The organism is uncultured Endozoicomonas sp. (assembly GCF_947495845.1).
Classification (GTDB): Bacteria; Pseudomonadota; Gammaproteobacteria; order Pseudomonadales; family Endozoicomonadaceae; genus Endozoicomonas.
Window position 1 is genome coordinate 1 of the sequence record NZ_CANMAO010000102.1, and the last position, 514, is coordinate 514.

A 514-nucleotide genomic window follows, 5' to 3' on the forward strand; every position below is an offset into this window, starting at 1 on the left:
AGTACCCGTAGCTTCGGTGTCTAGTTTGAGCCCCGTTAAATCTTCCGCGCGAGCCGACTCGACCAGTGAGCTATTACGCTTTCTTTAAAGGGTGGCTGCTTCTAAGCCAACCTCCTGGCTGTCTGGGCCTTCTCACATCGTTTCCCACTTAACTAGAACTTTGGGACCTTAGCTGACGGTCTGGGTTGTTTCCCTTTCCACGACGGACGTTAGCACCCGCCGTGTGTCTCCCGTGATTGCACTCATTGGTATTCGGAGTTTGCATGGGGTTGGTAAGTCGGGATGACCCCCTAGCCCAAACAGTGCTCTACCCCCAATGGTGATACACGAGGCGCTACCTAAATAGCTTTCGAGGAGAACCAGCTATCTCCGGGCTTGATTAGCCTTTCACTCCTATCCACAAGTCATCCGCTAGCTTTTCAACGATAGTCGGTTCGGTCCTCCAATTGATGTTACTCAATCTTCAACCTGCCCATGGATAGATCGCCCGGTTTCGGGTCTAATCCCAGCGACT

General features: G+C 52.3%; 1 rRNA gene. It reads right to left on the reverse strand.

Features of this window, described 5'->3' with window-relative positions:
- Positions 1-514 (reverse strand): 23S ribosomal RNA (locus Q1B11_RS20270); the annotation flags it as partial.